The organism is Pantoea sp. LMR881 (genome assembly GCF_027157825.1).
Classification (GTDB): domain Bacteria; phylum Pseudomonadota; class Gammaproteobacteria; order Enterobacterales; family Enterobacteriaceae; genus Pantoea; species Pantoea haifensis.
In genome coordinates this window covers 716,541-739,488 of the sequence record NZ_JAPVOK010000002.1, presented here as the reverse complement: position 1 = coordinate 739,488, position 22,948 = coordinate 716,541, and the positions used below count along the sequence as shown (strand labels likewise).

At 55.3% G+C, this 22,948-nt stretch carries 11 protein-coding genes and 6 pseudogenes; 15 read left to right on the top strand and 2 right to left on the bottom strand.

What is annotated here, in order from left to right; translation table 11 throughout:
* The first annotated feature begins 10 nt into the window (after nucleotides 1–10).
* The 3 genes and pseudogenes from nirB to cobA all read left to right on the top strand — a co-directional run bounded on the left by nirB (nucleotide 11) and on the right by cobA (nucleotide 7,506).
* Nucleotides 11–4,077, top strand: a pseudogene (gene nirB, locus O3W44_RS05265) (nitrite reductase large subunit NirB).
* Nucleotides 4,074–6,688 (top strand): annotated as a pseudogene (locus O3W44_RS05260) (nitrate reductase). The pseudogenes nirB and O3W44_RS05260 overlap by 4 nt, the downstream one beginning before the upstream one ends.
* Nucleotides 6,685–7,506, top strand: a complete 822-nt coding sequence (gene cobA / locus O3W44_RS05255) for a uroporphyrinogen-III C-methyltransferase (protein WP_269292250.1) — start codon at nucleotides 6,685–6,687, stop codon at nucleotides 7,504–7,506. Before O3W44_RS05260 ends, cobA begins: the two are co-directional and overlap by 4 nt.
* A 299-nt stretch (nucleotides 7,507–7,805) precedes the next feature.
* On the opposite strand, the gene O3W44_RS05250 is transcribed toward cobA, so the two are convergent.
* Nucleotides 7,806–8,618: a DeoR/GlpR family DNA-binding transcription regulator gene (locus O3W44_RS05250; protein WP_269292249.1), complete on the bottom strand. Its 813-nt coding sequence runs from the start codon at nucleotides 8,616–8,618 to the stop codon at nucleotides 7,806–7,808.
* A 350-nt stretch (nucleotides 8,619–8,968) separates the two neighbouring features.
* Between O3W44_RS05250 and O3W44_RS05245 the strand changes: the two genes are divergently transcribed.
* From O3W44_RS05245 to O3W44_RS05210, 8 genes and pseudogenes are all read left to right on the top strand, one after another.
* Nucleotides 8,969–9,766, top strand: coding sequence for a GolD/DthD family dehydrogenase (locus tag O3W44_RS05245; RefSeq protein ID WP_269292248.1), 798 nt, complete (start codon nucleotides 8,969–8,971; stop codon nucleotides 9,764–9,766).
* A 50-nt stretch (nucleotides 9,767–9,816) separates the two neighbouring features.
* On the top strand, nucleotides 9,817–10,752 hold the full coding sequence (locus tag O3W44_RS05240; RefSeq protein WP_269292247.1) for a D-ribose ABC transporter substrate-binding protein: 936 nt from the start codon (nucleotides 9,817–9,819) through the stop codon (nucleotides 10,750–10,752).
* A gap of 45 nt (nucleotides 10,753–10,797) precedes the next feature.
* Nucleotides 10,798–11,409, top strand: coding sequence for a DUF2291 family protein (locus tag O3W44_RS05235; protein WP_269292246.1), 612 nt, complete (start codon nucleotides 10,798–10,800; stop codon nucleotides 11,407–11,409).
* A gap of 10 nt (nucleotides 11,410–11,419) precedes the next feature.
* Complete coding sequence (locus O3W44_RS05230; protein ID WP_269292244.1) at nucleotides 11,420–12,952, top strand: sugar ABC transporter ATP-binding protein; 1,533 nt, start codon at nucleotides 11,420–11,422, stop codon at nucleotides 12,950–12,952.
* A gap of 17 nt (nucleotides 12,953–12,969) precedes the next feature.
* Nucleotides 12,970–14,036: pseudogene (locus O3W44_RS05225) on the top strand (ABC transporter permease).
* An 11-nt stretch (nucleotides 14,037–14,047) separates the two neighbouring features.
* Complete coding sequence (locus tag O3W44_RS05220) at nucleotides 14,048–14,845, top strand: SDR family oxidoreductase (protein ID WP_269292243.1); 798 nt, start codon at nucleotides 14,048–14,050, stop codon at nucleotides 14,843–14,845.
* 238 nt (nucleotides 14,846–15,083) lie between these two features.
* Entirely contained in the window at nucleotides 15,084–16,487 is a 1,404-nt protein-coding gene (locus tag O3W44_RS05215) for a YchO/YchP family invasin (protein WP_331283433.1), read from the top strand.
* 99 nt (nucleotides 16,488–16,586) lie between these two features.
* Nucleotides 16,587–17,492 carry a bestrophin family protein gene (locus tag O3W44_RS05210; protein WP_269292241.1) on the top strand — a complete coding sequence of 302 codons (906 nt, stop codon included), beginning with the start codon at nucleotides 16,587–16,589 and terminating at the stop codon, nucleotides 17,490–17,492.
* A 68-nt stretch (nucleotides 17,493–17,560) separates the two neighbouring features.
* On the opposite strand, the gene O3W44_RS05205 is transcribed toward O3W44_RS05210, so the two are convergent.
* On the bottom strand, nucleotides 17,561–17,722 hold the full coding sequence (locus O3W44_RS05205) for a hypothetical protein (RefSeq protein WP_269292240.1): 162 nt from the start codon (nucleotides 17,720–17,722) through the stop codon (nucleotides 17,561–17,563).
* A gap of 184 nt (nucleotides 17,723–17,906) precedes the next feature.
* Between O3W44_RS05205 and O3W44_RS05200 the strand changes: the two are divergent.
* The 4 genes and pseudogenes from O3W44_RS05200 to astB all read left to right on the top strand — a co-directional run bounded on the left by O3W44_RS05200 (nucleotide 17,907) and on the right by astB (nucleotide 22,939).
* Nucleotides 17,907–19,125 (top strand): annotated as a pseudogene (locus tag O3W44_RS05200) (aspartate aminotransferase family protein).
* Nucleotides 19,122–20,153, top strand: a complete 1,032-nt coding sequence (astA, locus tag O3W44_RS05195) for an arginine N-succinyltransferase (RefSeq protein ID WP_269292239.1) — start codon at nucleotides 19,122–19,124, stop codon at nucleotides 20,151–20,153. The pseudogene O3W44_RS05200 and the gene astA overlap by 4 nt, the downstream one beginning before the upstream one ends.
* A pseudogene (gene astD, locus O3W44_RS05190) lies at nucleotides 20,150–21,615 on the top strand (succinylglutamate-semialdehyde dehydrogenase). The gene astA and the pseudogene astD overlap by 4 nt, the downstream one beginning before the upstream one ends.
* Nucleotides 21,612–22,939: pseudogene (astB, locus tag O3W44_RS05185) on the top strand (N-succinylarginine dihydrolase). The pseudogenes astD and astB overlap by 4 nt, the downstream one beginning before the upstream one ends.
* Nucleotides 22,940–22,948: the final 9 nt, after the last annotated feature.

Below are 22,948 nucleotides of genomic sequence, written 5' to 3'. Positions count from 1 at the left end.
GGAACCCACCATGAAACAGCGGCTGCTGGTGATTGGCAATGGCATGGCGGGTATGCGGATGGTGGAAACGCTGCTGCAACGCGCGCCGCAGCGTTACGCCATTACGGTCATCGGGCGTGAACCGCACGGCAATTATAACCGTGTGCTGTTGTCGCCGGTGCTGGCGGGCGAAAAAGCCTTTGCCGACACGCTGATCCACGATCTTGACTGGTATCGCGACAACGGCGTCACGCTACTGGCGGGAGAAACGGTGGTGCACGTCGATCTTAGCGCACGCTGTGTGGTTACCTGTCAGCGTCAGCTTCACTGGGATCGACTGGTGTTTGCTACCGGCTCACAGCCGCGTATGCCTGACATTCCCGGCATCCGGCATTCCCACGTAAGCGGGTTACGCAACCTGCAGGATGTGACCACGTTACAGGCGGGCAAGGGGCCGGTGGTGATACTGGGCGGCGGGTTTCTTGGCATTGAGACAGCGGCTGCGCTGAACAAACAGGGACGTGATGTCACGCTGGTGCATCACAAGCCCTGGCTGCTGGATCGCCAGCTGGATGCCAGGGCGGGTGATTTACTGGCAGAGCAGTTGCGTAAGCGCGGCATTGTCTGCGAACTCAACAGCGGCTTAGCCGCGATTGCAGAGCAGAGTGTGGTGCTCAGCGACGGCAGCAGCCGTCCGGCACAGCAGGTAGTGATAGCTATCGGTGTGCTGCCAGAGATTGCAGTCGCGCAGGCGGCTGGCGTGCCGTGTCAGCGCGGTATTGTGGTTGATCGACAACTGCGCACCCGGATCCCCGCCGTCTATGCGCTGGGTGAATGCTGCGAAATCGGGGATGAAACTTTTGGCCTGGTGGCACCCTGTCTGGCGCAGGCGGCGGTGCTGGCTGCGCAGCTGGCGGATACGCCGCAAGCCGATTTCCACACCGAAGAGAGCGGTACACGTCTTAAAGTCAGCGGTATTTCGCTGTTCAGCGCAGGTGATATTCGCGAAGCGCCTTCTTTAACCAGTTTCGATCCGCTCTCCGGGCACTATCGACGTCTTTTCTTAAAGCATGGGCGGCTAAATGGCGTGCTGCTGTTTGGCGACAGCCAGCAGGGCGCATCGCTGTTAGCGCGCCTGCACGCTGCCGACCGCGTTAGCGTTGAGACGCTGTTTGGCCTTGATGAACCTGAACCGCAGCCTCAGGCTGCAGGAAGCCTTATGATGAGTAAACCTACACTCGCTGTGATCGGCCACGGCATGGTTAGCCACCATTTCCTGGAGCAGTTGGTTGCACGTGAACTGCATCAGCATTATCACATTGTGGTCTATGGCGAAGAGCACCAGCTGGCTTACGATCGCGTACATCTTTCTGAATATTTCACAGGCAAAAGCGCCGACGACTTATCGCTGGTGAGCGAGGGCTTTTTCGCCCGACACGACATTGAATTGCGCAGCGGTTGTCAGGTGGTTGCGATTGATCGCCAGCAACGCAGTCTGCGCGACAGCGCGGGCAACGAGCTGGCATGGGATAAGCTGGTGCTGGCAACCGGGTCACGCGCTTTTGTGCCGCCGATGCCGGGACACGATGGCGATCGCTGCTTCGTCTATCGCACGCTGGACGATCTCGATGCGATCGCGGCCTGCGCCCGCCAGAGCACACGCGGCGTCGTCATTGGCGGCGGTTTGCTTGGCCTTGAGGCGGCAAATGCCCTGAAACAGCTTGGTCTTGAGACACACGTTGTGGAATTTGCGCCGCGCCTGATGGCAGTACAACTGGATGATGGCGGGGCGCTGATGCTGCGCCAGAAAATCGATGCGCTTGGCGTTACCGTTCACACCTCAAAACAGACTGAAGCGATTGAACCGCAGGAGGATGGCAGTCTCCTGCTGCGCTTTGCGGATGGCGGCCTGCTGCCGACCGATTTAGTGCTGTTCTCTGCAGGCATTCGTCCACGCGATGAGCTGGCGCGCAGTGCAGGCTTAATCCTGGGGCCGCGTGGCGGCATTGAGATCAACGATCGCTGCCAGACCAGCGATGACGCTGTTTTTGCTATCGGTGAATGCGCCCTGTGGAACGGTCAGATTTTCGGTCTGGTTGCGCCGGGTTATCAAATGGCGCGTGTGCTGGCAGGGCATTTAGCCGCTGAGGCCAGCGCCTTTAGCGGTGCAGATATGAGTACCAAACTCAAGCTGTTAGGCGTTGAGGTGGCTTCATTTGGTGATGCGCATGGCCGCACTGCAGCGAGTCAAAGCTACCACTGGACGGACGGCCCTAAAGGCATCTACAAAAAAATCGTGGTCTCGGGCGACAGCAAATTGCTGTTGGGCGGCGTGCTGGTGGGCGACAGCAGCGATTATGCCACCCTGTTACAGATGATGTTGAATAAACTGCCGCTGCCAGCCTCACCTGAAAGTTTAATTCTTCCGGCGCTGGCTGGCGCGCCGGTGAAAGCACTCGGCGTGGCGGCGCTGCCCGACAGCGCGCAGGTCTGCTCCTGCCATAACGTCAGCAAAGGCGATATCTGTGCGGCAGTACAAGGTGGCTGCGGCGACATGGCCAGCGTGAAAAGCTGCACCAAAGCGGCGACCGGCTGCGGTGGCTGCTCGGCGCTGGTGAAGCAGGTGATGGAATTCCAGCTGGAAAACCTCGGCGTAGAAGTAAAAAAGATGTTTGCGATCACTTTGCTTACTCACGTCAGGAGCTGTATCACCTGATTCGCGTCGGCGAGATTAAGACCTTCGACGCCTTGCTGGCGGCGCACGGTCGTGGTCACGGCTGCGAAGTCTGTAAGCCGCTGGCCGCATCGCTACTGGCCTCCTGCTGGAATGATTATCTGCTTAAGCCAGCTCATTTGCCGTTGCAGGACACGAACGATCGCTACTTTGCCAATATTCAAAAAGATGGCACCTATTCCGTGGTGCCGCGCGTGCCAGCGGGCGAAATTACACCCCAGGGCTTGATTGCTATCGGTGAAGTGGCAGCCCGTTACGATCTTTATACCAAGATCACCGGCGGCCAGCGTATCGATCTGTTTGGTGCGCGTCTCGATCAGTTGCCTGATATCTGGCAGGACCTGCTGGCAGCAGGTTTTGAAACCGGTCACGCCTATGGCAAATCGCTGCGCACGGTGAAATCCTGCGTCGGTTCAACCTGGTGTCGCTACGGCGTACAGGATTCCACCGCCTTCGCCATTGCGCTGGAGAATCGCTATAAAGGGTTACGTGCGCCACACAAAATCAAAATGGCCGTTTCAGGCTGCACGCGGGAATGTGCCGAAGCACAGAGCAAGGATATTGGCGTGATCGCCACTGAAAAAGGCTGGAATCTTTATGTTTGCGGCAACGGTGGTATGAAGCCGCGCCATGCGGATCTGTTTGCCAGCGATCTCGACGACGAAACTCTGATCCGCTATGTCGATCGCATTTTGATGTTCTACGTGCGCACCGCCGATCGTTTGCAGCGCACCAGCGTCTGGATGGATAACATGGAAGGTGGTCTCGACTATCTGCGTCAGGTGGTGATTGAAGACAGCCTCAGCATTGGCGAGACGCTGGAGCGGGAGATGCAGCAGGTGGTTGAAACCTACCAGTGCGAATGGCAAACCACCTTGCAGGATCCAACGCGACGTGCACTGTTTACGCCCACCCTTAACAGCACTCAGCCGGACGAAACGCTGCACTATGCTCGCGTGCGCGGTCAACGCCAGCCGCAGGCTGCCGACGTCATGCCTTTGATGCATTTGCCCGCCGAACCCTGGAGCGCGGTGTGTGATCTGGATGCGATTCCTTCACAGGCGGGCATTGGCGCCCGGCTTGGCAGTGAACGTATCGCGCTGTTCCGTTTTGGTGATGCGTTATATGCACTGGAAGATCGTGAACCCGGCAGCGATGCCAGCGTGCTGTCCCGCGGTATCCTTGGCGATGTGGGCGGAGAGCCAGTGGTGATTTCACCCTTGTATAAACAGCGCATCCGTTTACGCGACGGACAAAGTCTGGATAACCCGCAGCTGCAGCTGCGCTGCTGGCCGGTGAAGCTGGAAGCCGGACAAATTTGGCTGGCGAACCGTCCGCTTAATCTGATGGCGCAGGCATCATGAATACCACCTGTCCCTATTGCGGTGTCGGCTGCGGCGTCAGCGTCACGCGGCAGGACGATAGCCGGGCGCAGGTTACGGGTGACAGCCAGCATCCCGCCAATTTTGGCCGGTTGTGTGTAAAGGGCGCAGCGTTAGGCGAGACGCTGCAACAGGCAGGGCGACTGTTGTGGCCGCAGGTAAATCAGCAGCGCGTAAGCATGGATGCGGCGCTTGATGCGGTAGCAAGCGGCCTGCGTGACGTTATTGAGCAGTATGGCCCGCAGGCAGTGGCGTTTTATGGTTCAGGTCAGTTACTGACGGAAGATTATTACGTTGCTAATAAACTGATGAAAGGATTTATCGGTGCGGCCAATATCGACACCAATTCCCGGCTCTGCATGGCTTCAGCCGTAGTGGGCTACAAACGCGCCCTCGGGGCGGATGCTGTGCCCTGTTGCTATGAAGATCTGGAATGCGCTGATGTGGTGGTTATGGTGGGATCTAACGCTGCCTGGGCGCATCCTGTGGTGTTTCAGCGGCTGGTCCAGGCGAAACAGCAGCGACCGGGCATGCAGGTGGTGGTGATCGATCCGCGCCGGACCGCCAGCTGTGAGTTAGCCGACCTGCATTTGCCGCTGCGTCCCGGTAGCGATAGCGCGCTGTTCTCTGGTTTGCTGAACTGGCTGGCAGAGAACAATGGCATAGATGCCAGTATGCTGCCACACCTGACAGGCGTTGACGCCAGCTTACGCGCTGCCAGCCACTGGACGCTGAGTCGCGTTGCGCACGCCTGCGATCTTGAGCCAGACCAGGTGCTGGCTTTCTGGCAACTGTTTGCCAGCACTGCACGTGTGTTGACACTATGGTGCATGGGGATCAATCAGTCTGTCACCGGCAGTGACAATAACAACGCGATTCTCAATGCCCATCTGCTGAGCGGCAAAATAGGGCATCCCGGCTCTGGGCCGTTTTCGCTTACCGGGCAACCCAACGCCATGGGCGGACGCGAAGTGGGCGGGCTGGCAAATCAGCTGGCGGCGCACATGACATTCAATGAGGCCGACTGCGATCGTCTGCAACGCTTTTGGCAAAGCCCCACCATCGCGCGTCAACCCGGTTTGATGGCGGTCGATCTGTTCGATGCGATTGAGCGAGGTGATGTCAAAGCGGTATGGATTATGGGAACCAATCCGGCGGTGTCGATGCCGGAAGGCAACCGTATCGCGCAGGCGTTGGCGAATTGTCCACTGGTTATCGTTTCCGATGTGTTGGCGCACACCGATACCAGCGCCTTTGCCGATATTTTGTTGCCTGCGCTCGGCTGGGGCGAAAAAAATGGCACGGTGACCAACTCTGAACGGCGGATATCACGCCAGCGCGCATTCGTTCCCGCACCGGGGAGGCACAAGCGGACTGGTGGCTACTGGCGCAAGTGGCGCAGCGTTTAGGGTTTAGCGCGGCGTTTAACTGGACCCATCCGGCACAAATCTTTCGTGAACATGCTGCGTTGTCTGGCTTCGAAAATAACGGGCAGCGGGCATTTGATATCAGCGCACTGGCCGCGCTCAGTGACAGCGAGTGGGACAGGTTGCGTCCGGTTCAGTGGCCGGTAAATGCACAACATCCAGAGGGCTGCGCGCGCCTGTTCGCCGATCGCCGCTTTTATCATTCTGATGGCAAGGCGCGTTTGATCCCTCCTGAAACAGGGCAAACAGCAACGGTGGATCTCCATTATCCCCTGTTGATGAACACCGGACGGATACGCGATCAGTGGCACACCATGACGCGCACCGGTGCTGTTCCGCGCCTGATGCAGCATTGCGACGAACCTTTTATCGCGCTGCATCCTGAAGATGCAAATCACTATGGCGTCACGGCGGGCACCCTGGCGCGGGTGCAGTCGCATCATGGCTGGATCGTGGCCCGCGTGTCGCTCGACACTGGCTTACGGCGTGGCGAGCTGTTTGTACCAATGCACTGGAATCGTCAGTTTAGTCAGCGCAGCAATGTCGACACGCTGGTTGCGGCAACCCGTTGTCCGGCATCGGGTCAGCCTGCGTTGAAGCAAACCGCTGTGCGCATTCAGCCGATCTCTACTGACTGGCAGGGCTGGCTTTGGCGGCGTGATCATCAGGCTCCCACCGGTATACGCTACTGGGCGCGAGCGCCCCAGCAGGGTGTGCAGCGTTTTGCGCTGGGCGGTGAAGGCACACCGCAGAGCTGGCTCGCCTCTCAGCACGATTTAACTGGCCTGCAATTACAGATTGCCGCTGGCGGGCACGATTATCGCCTGCTGGCCTGGCGTGACGGTGAATTAGCGTTGGCGTTTTATGCGGGTTCACAGCGGCCCACCCTCGACCACGCTTTTGTTGCCGCTGGCTTTGCTACACCGGTGCAAAGCGCCGCGCAACGCCACGCTCTGTTGGCCGGGCAGGCGTCACAGGGTAGCGCGGCAGGGCGGATCATCTGCAGCTGCTTTGCGGTTGGCGAAAAGACGATCGCACAGGCTATCGCGCAAGGCTGCGCCACGCCCCAGGCGCTGGGCAACAAACTCAGGTGCGGAACAAATTGTGGCTCCTGCATTCCTGAACTGAAACAACTGCTTATCTCTTGCATAACGGAGAAAATATGACACTTGCCATTGATGCACTGGATAAATTGCTGACGCCGCACGGGGCAGCATCTGCGCAGGGACGTGTCTGGTTGGTGGGCGCGGGTCCCGGTGACGTTGAGTTACTGACGGTAAAAGCCCTGCGTTTGCTGCATGGTGCAGAGGTTGTGGTCTATGACCGGCTGGTGAGCGAGGCGGTGATGGCCGAAGTGCCGGAGAGCGCACTCTGTATCGATGTTGGTAAACGTCCCGGTCATCATGGACTGAAGCAATCACAAATCAATCAGCTACTGATTGATCTGGCGATCAGCGGTCGCAATGTGGTGCGCCTGAAAGGCGGCGACCCGTTCATTTTTGGTCGGGGCGGTGAAGAAATGGTGAGCCTGCAACAGGCTGGAATCGTTTGTGACGTAGTGCCTGGCATCACCGCTGCGGTCGGCTGTGCGGCGGCCAGCGGCATTCCATTAACCCATCGCGATTGTGCGCAATCACTGCGTTTCATTACCGGACACGGTCGCAGCGGTGAACCCCGGCTGGAGGATGCTTCACTGGCTGCGGCTAACCAGACGCTGGTGTTTTATATGGGGCTACGCTGGAGCGCCTCTATTAGCGCACAGCTACAGGCGCAGGGGCGAGAAGGTACGACGCCGGTCGCAATTATTGAAAACGGCACGCGGCCTGAGCAGCGGGTAATCATCACCACGTTAGCGGCGCTGGCAACCACGGTTGAGAAAGAGCAGCCTGTTTCGCCTTCGTTGTTGATGATAGGCGAAGTGGTGCGCTATTACCGCAGCGCGATGCCGGTAAGTGGTGCGCCTGTGTCAGCGACGGCGGGATAGGTTTGTCGCTTTGCGTTGGGTGTTCAGATCAGGAAAGGCATGCCCGTTCGCAAAGGAACCTCACATCCATGTGGGTCGGCCCCGGACGCTTTGCTCTTCGGGCATGCTTTACCTTCCCGCTGGGTTTGATCCCTGCTGCTGAACAAAACGCAGCGTTAGCATCAGCATCAGAGAGATGATGGAGAGTCGTGGAGTAAAGCGTTCGCCGCATGGATGCTGCAGCCGGGCAGCAGGGAAAGATTTACGTCCTCTTTACGTAACGCCTCTCTGCTACCCACTGTCAGGCACAACAGAAGGTTTTACATTGCCCGCTTCAGCGGCAGCGGCGCGACCAGCACTTTTACCCCTAATGCCTCGAAAGCGGCAACCTGGGCTGCGCTAATGCCGTTATCGGTGATCAGATAGTGAATATTGCTCCAGTCACACGGCAGGGCAAACATCGATACCTTGTCAATTTTGCTTGAATCAGCCACCACATACACCGTATTAGCAGAATTGATCATCGCCATTTTGACTTTGATATCGGTCTCGCTGGGGAAGCTTAAGCCGAGGCGCGGCGAAATACAGGCTGTGGCGAGAAACAATTTCTCCGCCAGCACATTCTCAAAGAAGTTTGCCGCTTTTTCGCCAGAAGTTGACAGCGTTGGAAATTTAAACGTTCCGCCCGTCAGCAGAATATTGATGCCTGGCTCGCCACCCAGTTTTAGCGCAATGTTAACTGCTGTGGTCACCACTGACAGCCGACGAATATGCCCGATCGCATCGGTAATTGCTGTTGTGGTGGTGCCTGAATCGAAAATCACCGTGTCGCCATTTTCGATGTGTTGCGCTGCTAACCGACCAATGGCTTCTTTCTCTTCCAGATGCGTTTGCCGCTCCAGCAGCAAGGCGCCGGTATTTTGCTTGCCGGTCATTAAGGTTGCGCCACCGTGGTAGCGTTGCACAAAACCCTGTTTTTGCAGCATGCGCAGATCGGTTCTCAGCGTCGCTTCCGTCAGGCCAAAGGTTTCAGTTAAGGCTTTCACCGTCACCGTGCCATCTTCACGGATCATCTCCAGAATCTTCTCGCGGCGTTGCTGCATATCAGCCAGCTGCTCACTTTTGCTTTTCAATCGAAATGCTCCATTTTCCATTCGCGTTTAGTTAAGGCGAAGAAAGGCCTGTCGCAAAGTTTACCGCGCCATTTTAGCGATTGCGAGATGGCCGCAGGGGTTGTTTGTTTTCGAACGAAAATCATAATTTGGCAGGATATTGATTTCCATCGTTTTACGCAGCGGGTAAATTCATATTATTTCTTTGAATTGCAACGCTCCTCACGCTATTTCAATAAGATAAAAATAAAAACACCCCATTTGTATGAAATTTGATCTCACCCACACAACGTTTCTTTTCGATAGCATATATTTTTGTTCGAAAATGATGTGCTCAATTGCGATAGCGAATAGCGTAAGGAGTGAGGCTGATGGGTAGTGAATATGACGTGAACCTGCGCTATGGCGTAGATACGGCGTTAGATCTGAGCGGTAAAGTTGCGGTAGTGACCGGGGGTTTAGGCGGTATCGCGATGGCAAGCAACGCCATGCTGCTGGAGAAAGGGGCACGGCTGGCGCTGCTTTATCCACCGTTTGAAGCGGAAAAAACACACAGTCTGAGAAGCCAGTTCGCAGAAGATAGCGTGCATTTTGTCTGTTGCGACGTGACCGATCCGGCGTCCGTTGAGCAGGCTTTTGAGGACGTTGAGTCCCACTATGGTCACATCGACATTCTGGTGAACTGTGCCGGTTATGTGATGCTGCAACCGGTGCTGGAAACCGACTTTGCCGAGTGGCAAAAGCAGATTGCCGTCAACCTCACTGGCCCGTTTTTATGTTCCCAGGCGGCGGGCAAGCGCATGGTGAAAGCCGGAAACGGCGGCAAGATCATCAATATCGCCTCGCAGGCAGCCTCCATCGCTATTGATAACCACGTCGCTTACACCTCTGCTAAAGCCGGACTGCTGGGCATGACCAAAGTGATGGCAAAAGAGTTTGCACCACATCGCATTAACGTCAATACGCTTTCACCTACCGTGGTATTGACGCCGATGGGCGAAAAAGCCTGGCGCGGTGAAAAAGGTGAGCAGATGAAAAAACTGATCCCACTAGGCCGGTTTGCCTATACCGATGAAATCGCCGCCGCCGTGCTGTTCTTTGCCAGCAACGGCAGCGACATGATTACCGGCGCCGATCTGATGATCGATGGTGGCTTCACCATTTGGTAAGCCTGTTCGCAAAAACACTGCCCTGGAACGATAACAGAGAGAACATCACCATGAAAAAACGTAGCCTGCTGTGTACCGCACTGATTGCCTGCTTGGCTTCTCATGCCGCGATTGCCGTAGAGAAGGGCACCATTATGATTCTGGTTAACTCACTCGATAATCCTTATTACGCCTCTGAAGCCAAAGGTGCCAACCTCAAAGCACAGGCGCTCGGTTATAAAACTTCGGTGTTGTCTCACGGCGAAGATGTCAAAAAACAGAGCGAACTGATTGATGCCGCGATTGGTAAGAAAGTGCAGGGCATCGTGCTGGACAATGCTGACTCAACTGCCAGCGTGGCGGCCATTAAAAAAGCCAAAGATGCCGGCATTCCCGTGGTGCTGATCAATCGTGAGATCCCGGTTGATGACGTGGCGCTGGCGCAGATTACCCATAACAACTTCCAGGCCGGTTCAGATGTTGCCAACATTTTTGTCGAAAAAATGGGCGAAGCAGGGAAGTATGCGGAACTGACCTGTAACCTCGCCGATAACAACTGTGTGACGCGCTCTAAATCCTTCCATCAGGTGCTGGATCAGTACCCGGATATGCAAAGCGTGGCGCGTCAGGACGCTAAAGGCACCCTGATTGACGGTAAACGCATCATGGACAGCATTTTGCAGGCGCACCCGGATGTCAAAGGGGTGATTTGTGGCAACGGGCCGGTGGCGCTGGGCGCTATCGCTGCGCTAAAAGCGGCAGGACGTGATGATGTCATCGTGGTCGGCATTGACGGCAGTAATGACGAGCGTGATGCCGTCAAGGCCGGCACGCTGAAAGCCACCGTGATGCTACAGGCGCAGGCAATCGCAGCTCAGGGCGTCACCGATCTCGACAACTATATCCAGAAAGGCACTAAGCCAGAGAAACAGCGCGTCATGTTCCGCGGCATTTTAATTACGCCAGACAATGCTAAAGGCGTGCAGGACTTCAACTACAAGTCGTAATTAACCGCAGTAGCGCCCGTGCAAACGGGCGCCAGGGAGAATGAGATGTCCACAAAACTCTGGCTGACGCTGGCGGTAATGATGCTGGGCGGCTGTCGCATCGTGTCGCAGCAGGAACTGGCCGATCTGAAAAACCCACCGAATCCTCAAATGGCCAATATTGCCCAAACCTGGCAGCAGAAGCTGGTGCCACAGGTGGCGAGCGAGGCGAAACCGCTGGCAGAACTGATGAAGTTACTGCAATCGGCAAAGGATTTTGACAGCGCCTGCAAAAGTTACGGCTACCGCAGTCAGGCTGAAAATCCCTGCGTCTTTAGCGTCAGCGTAACGGGTGACGTTACCGCTGTGAATACCACATCCCGCAGCGGCAAAATGTCGGTTAAAGATATTTCAGGTGACAGTGTCACAATTCAGATCGGCCCGATTATTCGCGGGACAGCTCTGCGTGATGCTTACAAGGGTGCCAGCTATCAGGATTTTAACGATCAGGTTTTGTTTGGCGATTATGGCAAAGCGATTAACCAGCAGGCTTCGACACTAATGGCAGACTTCAAGCCAAAAGTGGGCGATAAGGTCACCGTAGCCGGTGTGTTCAGCAGTTGGGATATTCCGCAAAAGCTGCCTGATATCACGCCTGCTCAGATTACGCGGCAGTAAGGAGCGGAGTATGCAAAATCCTCAACCGCAGGCGCTACCGGAAGTCATCATTGAGACGCGCAATGTTTCGCGTGTTTATCCCGGCGTGACGGCGCTCGATCAGGTCAATTATCGCGTCTACCGCAACAAAGTTAACGTGCTGATCGGAGAAAACGGCGCGGGAAAATCCACCATGATGAAAATGCTGGCAGGCGTGGAAACCCCGTCTTCCGGCGAAATACTCCTCGACGGCGAGCCCGTATCCCTGTCATCAACCCATCAGGCTGAGAAACAGGGTATCAGTATCATTTTTCAGGAACTTAACCTGTTTCCCAACATGAATGTAATGGACAACATCTTCATTGCTAATGAATTTTTTCAGCGCGGCGTGATCAATGAAAAGTATCAATACGCGCTGGCGAAAACCCTGCTTGAACGACTGGAGCTGGATGTTGATCCTTATGCGCCGCTCGGCGAACTGGGCATTGGCCATCAGCAGTTAGTGGAAATTGCACGCGCGCTCTCTAAAGATACCCGCGTGCTGATTATGGACGAACCCACCAGCGCACTGAGCCAGTCGGAAGTTAAAGTGCTGTTCAACGTGATTGAGCAACTCAAGCGGCGTGGCGTCACCATTATCTATATCTCACACCGGCTGGAAGAGCTGATGGAGATTGGCGATCACATCACGATTTTCCGCGACGGGCGCTTTATCAGCGAGCGCGACGTTCGTGATGCCAGCGTGCCGTGGATCATTGAGCAAATGGTTGGCGACAAGAAAAAGCACTTCGATTATCAGCCCGCCCCGCAGGGCGAAACGGTATTGCAGGTAGAGGGCCTCACCGCGCTGCATCAGAACGGCGGTTACAAATTAAACCAGGTGAGTTTTTCGCTGCGAAAAGGGGAAGTGATCGGCATTTATGGATTGCTGGGGGCGGGACGTACTGAACTGTTTAAAGGGCTGATTGGTTTGATGCACTGTCAGTCGGGTACGGTGCATCTGAGCGGAGAGTCGCTGGAAAAACGTAATTTTCAGCAGCGTCTGAAGCGTGGCATCACGCTGGTGCCGGAAGATCGTCAGGGTGAAGGCGTGGTGCAGTTGATGTCGATCACCGCCAACATGACGCTGACCGATCTCAGCCTGCGCGGCTTTCGACGTGCGCTTCGTCTGCTGAACCCAGGCAAAGAAAACCAGCGAGTCAACGAGATGATTGGTCATCTGGCGATAAAAGTCAGCGACGTCGGGCTGCCCATTACCTCGCTGAGTGGCGGCAATCAGCAGAAAGTGGTGTTAGGTAAAGCGTTGATGACCGGACCGCAGGTGGTATTGCTGGATGAACCGACACGTGGCATCGATGTGGGCGCTAAAACCGATGTCTATCACCTGATTGGCAACCTGGCACAACAGGGGCTGGCGGTGATGTTTTCCTCATCTGAGCTGGATGAGGTGATGGCATTAGCGGACCGTATTTTGGTCATGGCGGATGGCCGTATCACAGCGGATTTAACGCGCGCAGAGGCGACGCGAGAAAAACTGATCGCTGCTTCTACCCCGCAAGATTAAGGTTGCCGGAGAATTTCATGAATCAAAAATATCTGCTCTACATGTATCTGCTGAAAGCGCGCACGTTTATTGCCTTGCTGATTGTCATTGGATTTTTCAGCGTCATGGTGCCTAACTTTCTTACCACCTCAAACCTGCTGATCATGACCCAGCATGTGGCGATTACCGGACTGCTGGCGATTGGTATGACGCTGGTGATTTTGACCGGAGGCATCGATTTATCCGTAGGCGCGGTAGCGGGCATTTGCGGCATGGTCGCAGGTGCGCTGCTGACCAACGGCGTGCCATTATGGGGCGGTAATACGCTGTTTCTGAATGTGCCGGAAGTGATTCTGGTGGTAGCGATCTTTGGTGTGCTGGTAGGCCTGGTAAACGGCGCGGTCATCACCCGCCTGGGCGTGGCGCCGTTCATCTGTACGCTTGGCATGATGTATGTGGCACGCGGTGCGGCACTGCTGTTCAACGACGGCAGCACTTACGCCAATCTGGTGGGAGAGCCTGCGCTTGGCAACACCGGCTTTGCCACACTGGGTTCGGGTACTGTGCTGGGCGTCTACTTGCCTATCTGGTTAATGCTGGGCTTTCTGTTACTTGGCCTCTACCTGACGCGCAAAACTCCACTTGGTCGCTATATCTACGCGACAGGCGGAAACGAATCGGCGGCACGGCTGGCGGGTGTGCCAATCATCAAAGTAAAAGTCTTTGTTTATGCCTTCTCTGGCCTGTGTGCCGGCCTGGTAGGGCTGGTGGTGGCGTCACAGCTGCAAACGGCTCACCCGATGACCGGGAATATGTTCGAGATGGATGCGATCGGTGCCACGGTTTTGGGCGGGACGGCGCTGGCGGGGGACGTGGACGGGTCTCCGGTTCGATCATTGGTGCGTTTGTTATCGTTTTCCTGGCAGATGGCATGGTGATGATGGGCGTGAGCGATTTCTGGCAGATGGTTATCAAAGGTCTGGTCATCGTCACGGCTGTTGTCATCGACCAGTTCCAGCAGCGTTTACAAAGCAAAGTGGTGCTGTTGCGTCGTCACGAAAAAAAGCAGCAAGCGACGCCGGTATCTAAAGTCAGTCACAGCTAAGCGGAGACGATATGACACGCGATTTCAGTGGAAAAACAGTGGTGATCACCGGGGCCTGTCGCGGTATCGGGGCAGGCATTGCAGCACGCTTTGCACGCGACGGCGCGAATCTGGTGATGGTCTCGAATGCGGAGCGGGTATTCGAGACGGCAGAAAAATTAACACAGCAGTTCGGCAGTGAAATTTTACCTTTGCAGGTTGATGTCACCGATGAAGCTGAAGTGCAGCAGCTCTATCAGCAGGCTGCCGATCGCTTTGGCCGTATCGACGTTTCGATTCAAAACGCTGGCGTGATCACTATCGACAAATTCGACGCCATGCCAAAAAGCGATTTTGAAAAGGTGCTGGCCGTTAACACCACCGGCGTCTGGTTGTGCTGCCGGGAAGCGGCAAAATATATGGTAAAACAGAACAGCGGCAGCCTGATCAATACCTCTTCCGGACAAGGGCGGCAGGGTTTCATTTATACGCCGCACTACGCCGCCAGCAAAATGGGTGTGATTGGCATCACCCAGAGCCTGGCGCTGGAACTGGCTCCCTGGCACATTACCGTTAACGCCTTTTGTCCGGGGATCATTGAAAGCGAAATGTGGGACTACAACGATCGCGTCTGGGGAGAAATCCTCAGCAGTGAAAAGAAAACCTACGGCAAGGGCGAATTGATGGCGGAATGGGTTGAAAATATTCCGTTGAAACGTGCCGGGCAGCCGGATGATGTCGCCGGACTGGTGGCGTTTCTGGCATCGGATGATGCGCGCTATATCACCGGGCAGACCATTAATGTCGATGGCGGGTTAATCTTTTCGTAAATGCTCAACAGGGTTTGCCCGCGCAAACCCTGTTTTTTGGCTGCGTTTTTTCTCAAAATCTTCGCGTATAAGCATATAAATCGAGACGTGTCCTGCACAGCGGTCACAATATGTTAAGGTAATCTCTGTTGGTTTAGTCAATCTTCTAACCTGAGACCTGAAAATTACCTTATAGCCTATGCCTTTTGCGTTACAGCCTCAAAAATCGTTGATTTTCTCTCTGATCGCTGCGGCAATCATGCTGGCGCGACCTGCTGCTGCGTTGCCAACCGACACCAGAGTGTCAGAAACGCCGTTCGACGATCCGGGGCGGTTTCAGCAATCGCTGGATAATCTGCCTTCGCTTGGCAGTGCTGATAACAGCACTGACTGGAGTAAACGGCTGGCAACGGTCGCGAAAAGCATTGGCGAAGCCAGTCAAAACAGTGACAGCGAACTCTCATTTGGTCAGCAGGCGAGGGTCTGGGCATTCAACCATTTACGAGATGAAGTCGCGGATCGCGTTGAGAGTGAAGGGCAATCTTTGCTCTCGCCTTACGGCACTGCCCAGCTTGATTTGATGGTCGATATGGACGGCAATTTTACCGGTTCAGGCGGCGATCTGTTTAGCGCCTTAGCCGATGAGCAGCGTTATCTTACCTTTAGCCAGGTTGGGTTACGGGATACCTCTGATGGCCTGGTGGGCAATGTGGGATTAGGCCAACGCTGGGAAGCCAGAGAGTGGCTGCTTGGCTATAACACGTTTGTAGATCGCCTGTTCAGTAGCGGACTTCAGCGCGCTTCACTGGGCACGGAAGCCTGGAGCAATAATCTGCGTTTTTCCGCAAACTATTATCATCCGCTGAGCGGCTGGAAAAATAACAGCAATACGCAGCAGCAGCGCATGGCGCGCGGTTATGACATCACGACACAAAGTTATTTACCTTTTTACCGCCAGCTAGGCATGTCTTTAAGCTGGCAGCAATATCTGGGTGAAAACGTCGATCTTTTCAACAGCGGCAATCGCTATCATAATCCCTCGGCGATGACCTTTGGCCTCTCTTATACGCCTGTACCCCTTGTGACCCTTTCTGCCAGCCATAAAACCAGCAGTGCAGGTGAAAGCCAGGATCAGCTGGGACTCAAGCTTAACTATCGCTTCGGCGTGGCGCTCAGCCGCCAGCTGGATGCCAGTAACGTGGCCGCAGCGCGCTCACTGCGCGGCAGCCGTTACGACACCGTTACGCGCAGCAACACGCCGGTACTGGCCTTCCGTCAGCGCAAAACGCTGTCGGTGTTTCTCGCTACGCCGCCGTGGCAGCTCAATGCCGGTGAAAGCTTACCGCTGAAGCTGCAAATCCGTGCCAGTAACGCCATTAAAGCGGTCAGCTGGCAAGGGGATACTCAGGCGCTGAGTCTGACGCCGCCAGAGAATAATAACGATCCGCAAGGCTGGAGCGTTATCCTGCCGCAATGGGATAATTCACCCGGTGCCAGCAACGAATATCACCTCTCCGTCACGCTTGAAGACAGTAAACAGCAACGGGTCACGTCCAACTGGATAACGCTAAAATTGCAGCCGCCGATCATGTTAAGCGATCAGCCGGAGACTCGTTTTGACCTGATGGATCCCGCTGGAAATTCAACGAATATAAGCCTTTAATCAGACGGCAAAAAAGTGTGACAATTGTCACACTTTTGTAGTGGAAAGTTTTCAAAGAACATCGCAGAATCGGCGAAAATTCCTGTTCACCTTCACACCATGATCCTTCGTCCGCAACGCCATTGGTTCGTTCGTTTGTTCGCCTGGCACGGCTCTGTGCTGCCTGATATTATGTTTCGCCTCTCCCTCAACTTAATGATGTCGCTGATCGCGTTAGCCTCATTAGGTTGGTATGAAACCCTTGGCATCAAACTCACGCTGGCACCATTCAGTTTACTCGGCGTATCCATTGCTGTCTTTCTCGGGTTTCGCAACAGCGTCTGTTTTGCCCGCTTCAGTGAGGCACGCCAGTTCCTCGGATCGTTACTGATTGCCTGCCGTACTATTCAGCGACAGGTGATGGCGGTTTGTCCGGCTGATGCGCCGCGGGTTCAGGCGTTGCTGCTGGCATTTTGTGCCAGCCTGAAACATCAGTTACGCCGTACCGATGCCCGTGAAGATCTCACTCGTTTATTAGGTGAAGAAGCCGGGTGGCTCATGAACCGACATTCGCCTGCTAACGTGCTGCAATTACAATTATCGCACTGGCTGGCAGAGCAGCGTCGTCAGGGCCAAATCAGCGACATCGTGTGGGGCAACATTGACAATAATCTCAATCAGCTCGCTGCGGTTTTAGGCGGTTGCGAACGCCTTGCCAGTATGCCAGTGCCGTTTGCTTATGGTTTATTACTGCACCGCACTGTTTACCTGTTCTGCTCTTTATTGCCGTTTGCGCTGGCACCCGATTTACATGCGATGACGCCGCTGGTTTCCATGTTTATTGCCTACACCTTTTTATCGCTGGACACCCTGGCAGAAGAGTTAGAGATGCCGTTTGGCTATGAGAACAACCATCTGCCGATGGATGCGATCTGCACCAATATTGAAATCAATTTGCGTGAAATGGCCGGTGAAAGTGAACTGCCGCAGCCGATGCAGCCAGATAAATATTACCGCCTGACCTGATGTTGCCCCCTTGTCGCTTTGGCCTGAACACTCTGGCTGAAGCGACACGCCTGTTTTGCCTCTCCTCCTCATGCTCCATGACAGCGCAGCGCGCCCCGTAAATGTGCAATTCCTGCCCGTTTTTGGACAGATAATTTATCAGCGATCACAAAAGCGATATTTCCTTCGGCAAATGCATAATCTTTCTTAATAACACTCGGCGCAAGCAGGGGGATAAGATAGTTATTCACTAATTATGCACTGCAAGTGAATACCGTCTTGATTTAAGTTATTGATATTTCGTTAATCCATTTCTTTTATGCATTATTCCCCTTGGCTGGCACGCTATCTGCAATTTACAGTAGAGATGAATTACAACTTTTAACAATTTTAAAACATTAGCTTTACCCAGCGGGGTAAGCAGGAGAGTAGGCCATGTCACTGCAGGTTACACGTCACGATTTTGATCAATGGATGATGCCCGTTTATGCGCCTGCTGCCTTTGTGCCGGTGCGTGCTGAAGGCTCAACGGTGTGGGATCAAAACGGTAAGGACTATATTGATTTTGCGGGTGGCATTGCTGTTAACGCGCTGGGACATGCGCATCCGGCACTGCAACAGGCGCTGCAAGAGCAGGCGGGCCGTTTGTGGCACACCGGCAATGGGTATACCAACGAACCCATTTTACGCCTGGCAAAACAGTTAATCGACGCAACTTTTGCCGATCGGGTGTTCTTCTGTAATTCAGGTGCCGAAGCCAATGAGGCAGCACTTAAACTGGCGCGCAAAGTGGCACACGACCGCTTCGGCCCGCAAAAAGCGGTATTGTCGCGTTTACCAATGCTTTCCATGGCCGCACGCTGTTTACCGTCTCTGCAGGCGGACAACCCGCGTATTCAAAGATTTCGCGCCGCTGCCGCCAGAAATCCAGCATGCTGCGTTTAACGATCTTGCTGCTGCGGCCGCGCTGATTAACCACCAAACCTGCGCAGTGATCGTCGAGCCTGTTCAGGGTGAAGGCGGCGTACTGCCTGCCGATCCTGCCTTCCTGCACGGCCTGCGTGATCTGTGTGACCAGCATCAGGCGCTGCTGATTTTTGATGAAGTTCAGAGCGGGGTAGGACGCACCGGATCGCTGTACGCCTACATGCACTATGGTGTGACGCCTGACGTTCTCACCAGCGCAAAAGCACTAGGCGGCGGTTTTCCCATTGGTGCCATGCTGACGCGTGAGGATCTGGCGTTGGTTATGGGCGTGGGCACCCATGGCACCACTTACGGCGGCAACCCGCTGGCGGGCGCGGTGGCAGGAAAAGTGATGGAACTGGTCAATCAGCCCGAGATGATGGAAGGGGTAGCACAGCGCCATACCTGGATTGTCGAGGCGCTGGAAACCATTAATCAGCGACTGCATATGTTTAAACAGGTACGCGGGCTGGGGCTGTTGATCGGTGCGGTATTAAGCGACGAGTTTGCCGGTAAAGCTAAACAGATTAACCTTGCTGCGGCTGAAATGGGGGTGATGGTGCTGATTGCGGGCGCTAATGTGGTGCGGTTTGCCCCGGCCCTGAACATCAGTGAGCAGGAAGTTAAAACGGGTATGGCGCGTTTTGCCGAAGCCTGTGAAACATTTGCGCGAGGGACCTCATCATGATGGTAATCCGCCCGGTTGAACGAGATGACCTGAGCCAGCTTATGACGCTGGCAGGCAAAACCGGCGGTGGACTGACATCATTACCGGCAGACAGCACCACGTTGCAGGCGCGAATCGAACGCTCACTGCAAACCTGGGAAAATGCGCTGCCGCGTGCAGAGCAGGGCTATGTTTTTGTGCTGGCCGACAGTCAGGATAATCGCGCGGTGGGTATTTGCGCCATTGAGGTCGCGGTGGGATTGCAGGAGCCCTGGTACAACTTTCGTGTTGGCACCCATGTCCACGCATCTAAAGAGCTTAACGTTTACGCAGCATTGCCAACGCTCTCTTTGTGCAACGATCACACTGGCAGCAGCGAACTCTGTACGCTGTTTCTGGATCCTGATTATCGCGACGGTAAAAATGGCTATTTGCTGTCGAAATCGCGCTTTCTGTTTATGGCTAACTTTCGCGATCGCTTTATGGATCGCGTGGTGGCTGAAATGCGCGGTGTCAGTGATGAACAAGGCCATTCGCCCTTCTGGGATAGCGTAGGCAGCCGCTTCTTTTCGATGGAATTCAGTAAAGCAGATTTTCTCAGCGGCACTGGCCAAAAGGCATTTATCGCCGAGCTGATGCCAAAACACCCTTTGTACATTCATTACCTGACGCCGGAAGCACAGGCGGTAATTGGCCAGGTGCACCCTAAAACTGCCCCCGCGCGTGCCGTTCTGGAAGCAGAAGGTTTCTGCTATCGCAACTATGTCGACATCTTTGATGGCGGCCCGACGCTGGAGTGCGAAATAGATCGTATCCGCGCCGTGCGTAAAAGCCGTTTGCGAACGGCAGAGAAGGGTGTGCCTGAAACGGCAGCGCCACTCTGCCTGGTGGCGAATAATCACTATCAACAGTTCCGCGTGGCGTTATTGCCTGTCGATCCGCATCGCGACAGCGTGCAGTTAACCGATGAACAGATGCAGGCACTGAAATGTCAGCCAGGTGATAGCCTGCGCGTCGTAACGCTAAGCCGTGAGGAGAATAAAGCATGATGATGATCAATGGACAATGGCTAACCGGCAGTGCAGAGACTTTCACAAAACAGGATCCGGTCAGCGGTGAGACGCTGTGGCAAGGGCAGGCGGCTTCATCCTCTCAGGTTGCCGAAGCCTGCGCAGCGGCGCGCGCAGCGTTTCCGGCATGGGCAAAATTAACCTTTGCCGAGCGCCAGGCTCAGGTTGAAAAGTTTGCTGCCCGGCTTGAGGCCAGTAAAGCGGATCTGGCTGAAACCATTGCGCGTGAAACCGGTAAGCCGCGCTGGGAAGCGTTGACCGAGGTTAGCGCGATGATCAACAAAATCGCCATTTCAGTCAAAGCCTGGCATACCCGTACAGGCGAACAGGCTGAAGGTGAAAGTTCGTTACGTCATCGACCACACGGCGTCCTGGCCGTCTTTGGTCCTTATAATTTCCCCGGCCATCTGCCGAATGGCCATATCGTTCCGGCTTTACTGGCTGGTAACTGCGTGGTGTTTAAGCCCAGCGAACTGACCCCGTTGACTGCTGAAAAAACCGTACGCTTATGGCTGGCCGCGGGGTTACCCGCTGGCGTGCTGGCGCTGGTGCAGGGTGGCCGTGAAACCGGACAGGCCCTGGCAGGGGATCCGCAGATCGATGGCCTGCTATTTACCGGCAGCGCCCATACCGGTTACCAACTGCATCGCCAGTTTGGTGGTCAGCCTGAGAAGATGCTGGCGCTGGAGATGGGCGGCAATAACGCACTCATCGTGGAAGATCCTTCAGACATGGATGCGGCAGTGCATATCGCGCTGCAATCAGCGTTTATTACCGCCGGACAGCGGTGTACCTGTGCGCGTCGCCTGCTGGTGAAGCGCGGCGCAGCGGGGGATGCTTTTTTGCAGCGTTTGGTAGACGTCAGTGCGCGCCTGCAGCCGGGCGCGTGGGATGCGGAGCCGCAACCCTTTATGGGCAGCGTGATCTCTTGCGGCGCAGCGGAAAAAATCTTTAATGAATGGCAACAGCGTGTCAGGGCGGGGGTAAGGTGCTGCTGGAGATGCGTTGGCCAGATCGTCAACGTGCGCTGTTAACGCCGGGGATTATTGATCTGACTGACGTTAACGATCTGCCCGATGAAGAAGTGTTTGGCCCTTTGCTTGGGGTCATGCGCTACGACGATTACGATCAGGCGATTCGCATGGCTAATCAGACGCGCTACGGCCTGTCATGCGGATTAATCTCCCCTTCACGCGCCCACTTTGACCAACTGCTGACAGAAGCGCGTGCCGGAATTGTGAACTGGAATAAACCGCTTACCGGCGCAGCCAGTACCGCTCCGTTTGGCGGCATTGGCGCATCCGGCAACCATCGCGCCAGTGCGTGGTACGCCGCAGATTATTGTGCCTGGCCGATGGCCTCACTGGAAACCCCCGATCTGGCTTTGCCTGCCACGCTTTCGCCGGGCCTCGATTTCTCTGCGCAAGGAGACCAGAAATGAAAGCACGGGAAGTCAATTTTGATGGGCTGGTCGGGTTAACGCACCACTATGCGGGCTTATCTTTCGGCAACATTGCCTCAACGCGCAATCAGTTGCAGCCCTCTAACCCACACCTGGCCGCAAAACAGGGCCTGCTGAAAATGAAAGCACTGGCGGATATGGGGTTCGTACAAGGCGTTATTCCGCCCCATGAACGGCCTAATATTCCGCTATTACGGCAGCTTGGCTTTCGTGGCAGTGATGAGCAGGTGCTGGCAGACGCTGCGCAGGTCTCGCCAGGTTTGCTCTCTGCCGCCAGCTCTGCCTCGGCGATGTGGGTTGCCAACGCCGCCACGGTGTCGCCCTCGGCTGACAGCGGCGATCGCCGGGTACACTTCACCGTTGCAAACCTGAATAACAAACTTCATCGTGCCATTGAAGCGCCACAAACGGCTCAGCTGCTACGCGCCATATTTCGCGACCCGCAGCATTTCTGTGTGCATGATGCGTTGCCGCAGGTGGCGATGTTTGGCGATGAAGGGGCCGCCAACCATAACCGCTTTGGTGAGGATTATGGTGAGGCAGGCGTGCAGCTGTTTGTTTACGGGTGTCATGCGAGTCACGATGGCTCAGCACCGCAGCGTTTTCCGGCACGCCAGACGCGGGAAGCCAGCGAAGCGGTGGCACGTTTGCATAAGCTTGCTGCCGATCGCGTGATATTTGCTCAGCAAAATCCTGCTGTTATCGACGCAGGCGTTTTCCATAATGATGTGATTGCCGTGAGTAATCAGCAGATGCTGTTCTGCCACCAACGGGCCTTTGTGGATCAACCGGCGCTGCTGGCGCAGCTTAAAGCGCGCGTACCGGGATTTGTGGCGATTGAAGTGCCGGACAATCGTGTCTCCGTGCAGGAGGCAGTTAACACTTATCTGTTTAACAGTCAGCTACTCAGCCGTGCTGATGGCAGCATGATGTTGGTGCTGCCGGAAGAGTCGCGGCAACACGCGGGTGTATGGGATTACCTGTGCGAAGAAGTGGAAAAAGGAGGGCTGTTAAAAGCGTTAAAGGTGTTTGATCTGCGCGAAAGTATGGCAAACGGGGAGGCCCGGCGTGTTTACGCTTGCGTGTCGTGCTTACGCCTGACGAACTGCGTGCCGTGAATCCGGCGGTGCTGATGAACAATCGTCTGTTTAATACCCTGAACAGCTGGGTCGATCGTCACTATCGCGATCGCCTGACGCAGGCCGACTTGGCCGATCCGCAGTTGTTGCGGGAAGGACGCCAGGCGCTGGATGAGCTTACTCAGCTGCTAGACTTAGGAAATGTCTATGCGTTTCAGCAGTGAAGTGTGGGC